General features: G+C 71.2%; 4 protein-coding genes. All 4 read right to left on the reverse strand.

Going from position 1 to position 4,049, the window contains the following annotated elements; translation table 11 throughout:
- Nucleotides 1-1,384 (reverse strand): penicillin acylase family protein (locus tag QZW52_RS18775; RefSeq protein WP_294001588.1); only part of this gene is annotated, 1,384 nt, incomplete at its 3' end.
- Nucleotides 1,385-1,471: 87 nt separating this feature from the next.
- On the reverse strand, nt 1,472-2,371 hold the full coding sequence (locus tag QZW52_RS18780; protein ID WP_294001590.1) for a DUF2145 domain-containing protein: 900 nt from the start codon (nt 2,369-2,371) through the stop codon (nt 1,472-1,474).
- Nucleotides 2,368-2,844, reverse strand: coding sequence for a hypothetical protein (locus tag QZW52_RS18785; RefSeq protein WP_294001592.1), 477 nt, complete (start codon nt 2,842-2,844; stop codon nt 2,368-2,370). The genes QZW52_RS18780 and QZW52_RS18785 overlap by 4 nt, the downstream gene beginning before the upstream one ends.
- A gap of 53 nt (nt 2,845-2,897) precedes the next feature.
- Nucleotides 2,898-4,049: 3,4-dehydroadipyl-CoA semialdehyde dehydrogenase (locus tag QZW52_RS18790; protein WP_294001594.1), on the reverse strand; the 1,152-nt coding region annotated here is incomplete at its 5' end.

Below are 4,049 nucleotides of genomic sequence, written 5' to 3' on the forward strand. Positions count from 1 at the left end.
GCGGACTCGGCGCACAGCGTTGCAGCAAGGCCGCATCCACATCGGGCACCACGCTCAGGTCGGCGTACAGCGCGTGGCCGTGGCGGTCGGCGGCGATGGTGTTGACCCAGGGCAGGCCGAGGTTGCGCATCGCCTGCGTCAAGTCCTCCACCTGGGTGGCGCGGCTGAAACCCAGCCAGGTTTCGACGGCGCGGGCGTTGAGCGTGTTGGCGTCCTTCAGCGCGTAGGCTTTGGCGGCGGTCCAGTTCAGCCCCGCCCGCGGCACGACCACGACCGGACCCCAGCGCGTGCTCCACCAGGTCTGCGTCTTGTCGGCGAGCGTGCCGTCGGGCTGGCGGACCTGGATCTTCAAGGTGCGCGTCTGCATCTTCTCGGGCTGGCCGTCGATCAGGTAGGTGGTCGGCTCGCCCGGCTGCAGCGCCAGCTCGTGCAGCGTGAACCGCTTGCCCGTGGACACGGTGTGCGACCACGCCACGTCCTTGTTGAACCCGACCTGCACCACCGGGCTGTGGCCGACGCTGGCGCCCATCACGTCGAAGCCACCGGGGCCGGTGAGGGTCAGGTGCATCTGCCAGAAGCGGTTCACGCCTTGCCACGGGAAATGCGGATTGCCCAGCAGCACGCCGCTGCCGTTGGCGGTGGTGTCCTTGCCGAAGGCCCAGGCGTTCGACCCCATGCGCGGCTCGATCACGCCGGCTTCGCGCATTGCCCCGACGGCGTCGGCGAGGTCGATGGCCGGGGAGGGCAGCGCCGACGTGGTGGCGGCGGCTGGCTTGGGGGGCTGGGCGGCGAGCGCGCCGTCGGCCAATGCGGCAATCCCGGCTTGCACGGTGGTCAGCTCGTTGAGGCGGCGGAACTCGGCCAGCGTCATCGGCTGCACCCACGGCTGGCCCTTGCAGGCGGCCGGAAGCTCGGCTGCCCGGTCGCGCAGGTAGCGGTTGTAGCCCGCGACATAGCCGGCTTCCAGCGCGCGCGCTTCGGCACCCGTCGCCGCCGAGACGCGGGCGAGCGCGGCGTCGTCCATGTGCGCGGCGATGAAGAAATCGATCTGCTCGTTCGGCAGCACGCGCCGCCCCAGCAAGCCGCTCGCCTTGTCGCCGCCGAAGAAGCGCGCCCGCTGGCCGCGCACCGTGACAAGCTGGTTGGCGGTCTGGCAGACGTTGTCGCGGGCGTGGGCGTAGGCGGTGCCGTAGGCGAGGGATTCGGGGTCGGACGCGGTGATGTGCGGCACGCCGTGTTCGGTGTAGCGCAGGGTGGCGGTGCGGTCGCCGCCGGTCAGCGCGCCGCCGGGAGGCGTGGCGCAGGCGGTCAGCAGCGAGGCAACGGCCAGTGCGACGACCGTGGCGGCGGGGGCTGTGGCGGCGTGGGGCGGGGTGCGGAACATCAATGTCCTCGGAACTCTCGGGAAGATGGAACCATGATGGCCCACGCCCGCAGCCCGCGCAGCCGGGATCGCCCTTGGTTTGGCGCCTCAGTCCAGCGCCACCACGGTGTCCATGTCGCCCGCGTGACAACCCTCGGCGATCGGGGTCCAGCCGTGGTGGACGACGACGCGCTGGTCGGCGTGGCAGATTTCGATCCGCGTCGCGCCCGGCACCGTGGCACGCACGAATGCCTCAACCGACGCGGGCATGCTGACCCGGTAACGCGCTGCGTTCAGGTCTTCGGGCGGATGGTCGTCGTGGTGCAGCCAGGGACTGAGCGCAGCGAGCCAGAGCAGCGGGTGGAAGCCGAGGTCGATCACGCTGGGCGCGTAACCCTGTGCCTGGAGCCACTGCTGCGCGGCGGCGCGGTCGGCGTTCGGGCCGAGATCGCCTTGCGCCGCGGCGAACAGCTCGACCGTCCACTGGTTGCAGTTCTGGTAACGCTGGCTCCAGGCGTGGGCATTGGCGCTGTAGGTCGCCCCGAGCAGCGCCAGCGCCTGCCGTGTGTCGAGGACGGCGCGCTCCAGCCGCTCCGCCGCGTCCGGCGGCAAGAAGACCAGGGACAGCGCGCCGCGTTCCGGATCGTTGGTGCCGAAAAGGAAACCGGACAAGCCTTGGTCGAAGAGCCTGGACTGCCCGGCGTCGCAGGCGTAATACAACTGCCGCACCGACCACGGGCCGTTCGCGCTATCCCGCGCCGTGTAGCCGCTGTGCGAGTAACGCAGGCCCAACCGGTCCAGATCCAGCCCCGAGCGCGAGACCAGGGCCACGCGCTGCCCGGTGCGCTCCAGCACGTCCTTGACGACGGCACTGACCCGCAGCAGCCGGGCCTGTTGTGCAGCGGTCAGTGTGGTCGGCTGGTCGCACAGGCGCGGCAAGCCGGCCTGCGCGCCCAGCGGCACCGCAGCGGCCAGGGCGATCCACCCCCCGGCGGCGGCACGCCTCACAGCGTCACGGGATGCGAGGCCAGCTCGCGGTGCCACGCGTCGTGCAGGGCGAGGAAGAACGGTTCGCGGGCATCGGCGCGGGCGAACTCGATGCCGTAGGGACGCTGGCGGGTGCGGATCTGCTGGCCGGTGGTGAGTTGCGTCTGTTCCAGGGTGGCCCGGGGCAGGTACAGCTCGAACGTGGTCTCGGGCTTGCCCGCCGCCACGCCTTGCAGCGTCAGGCGCACCCGCCCCGGTCGATCGGTGGCCTCGGCCATGTCGATCACGCGGTAGTCGCCATCGGCCACGTCGTTGCCGGGCGAGGAGCTGTTGCTGGACTTGCCGATCGAATCGGACGCGCTGCTGGCGGCGCTCGATGCACTGTCGGAGGCGGAGGAAGCCGCCGTGCTCGCCGCCTGCACAGGCAACGTTGCAGCGGCGCACAGCAGGACCAGGGCGATCAGGTGGCGCGTGGGGCGTGGGCGGAAAGTCATCGAGAAGCTCCTCTGAACAAGCCGCCCATTGTGGGCCCGGTATGGCCCGGCGATCAGCCTGCCGCTTGCACGCTGCTGAGCACGGCTGCGCTGCCTTGCACGGCTGCACGCCGGTGGTAGAAATTCAGCGCCCGCAGTCCGCCGAGTTCTTCACCGCCACCCGCCCGGCCGGGGCCGCCGTGCAGCGACTGCGGCATCACGTTGCCGTGCCCGCTCTGCAGGGCGGCGACTTCCGGTGTGATGACGTGGACGCGGCCGTGGCTGGCGGCGAGGTCGAGCGCGGTGTCGGCCAGCGAGCGGGCGGATTCCGCGCCGTCTTCGCCGTACAGCGAGCAGACGAGCGAGCCTTCGCCGCGGGCCACGAGTTGCCGTGCGTGCGCCGCGTCGCGGTAGGGCAGCAGCGTGGCGACCGGGCCGAAGACTTCGGTGGTGTGGACAATAGCCGTGCCGTCAGCGTCCCGCGTTCCGAGCAGCACCGGGGCGATGCAGGCGGCGACCGCCGGATCGGCGTCGATCAGCGCGGCGCCGCGGCCGTCGAACAAGGTTTGTGCGTGCTGCTGCAGCGCGGCGATGCCGTCCTGCACGCTGCGGAGCTGAGCGCGGCTGACCAGCGAACCCATGCGCACCGCCTCGTTGCGCGGGTTGCCCACCGTGGTCTTCGCCAGCCGGGCGCCGATCGCTTCGGCAGCGGCGTCATAGAGCGCTTCGGGGACGAAGACGCGGCGGATGGCGGTGCATTTTTGGCCCGACTTGACCGTCATCTCGCGGGCGACTTCCTTGACCAGCAGGTCGAAGGCCGCACTGCCCGGCGCCGTGCCCGGCATCAGCACCGCCGAGTTCACGCTGTCCGCCTCAATGTTCACGCGCACCGAGCGTTCCGCCACGGCCGGATGCCGCCGCAGCAGCGCCGCCGTGTCCGCCGAGCCGGTGAACGACAGCACATCGAACGGCCGCAGTGCGTCGAGCAGCCCGGCCGAACTGCCGCAGACGATGTTCAGCGCACCCGCGGGCAGCACCCCCGCCTCGACCACATCGCGCACCATGCGCTGCGTCAGCCACGCGGTGGACGTGCCCGGTTTCACCACGACCGGCACGCCGGACAGCAGCGCGGGCGCCGCCTTTTCCCACAGGCCCCACGACGGGAAGTTGAACGCATTGATGAACAGCGCCAGCCCCTGCACCGGCACCTGCACATGCTGGCTGCC

The sequence above is a fragment of the Sphaerotilus sp. genome, from assembly GCF_013299175.1.
Taxonomy (GTDB): domain Bacteria; phylum Pseudomonadota; class Gammaproteobacteria; order Burkholderiales; family Burkholderiaceae_C; genus Sphaerotilus.

Bases quoted from the DNA above. Each gene is read 5' to 3' on its own strand.
- QZW52_RS18785 (WP_294001592.1), bottom strand. From the start codon at position 2,844: ATGACTTTCCGCCCACGCCCCACGCGCCACCTGATCGCCCTGGTCCTG.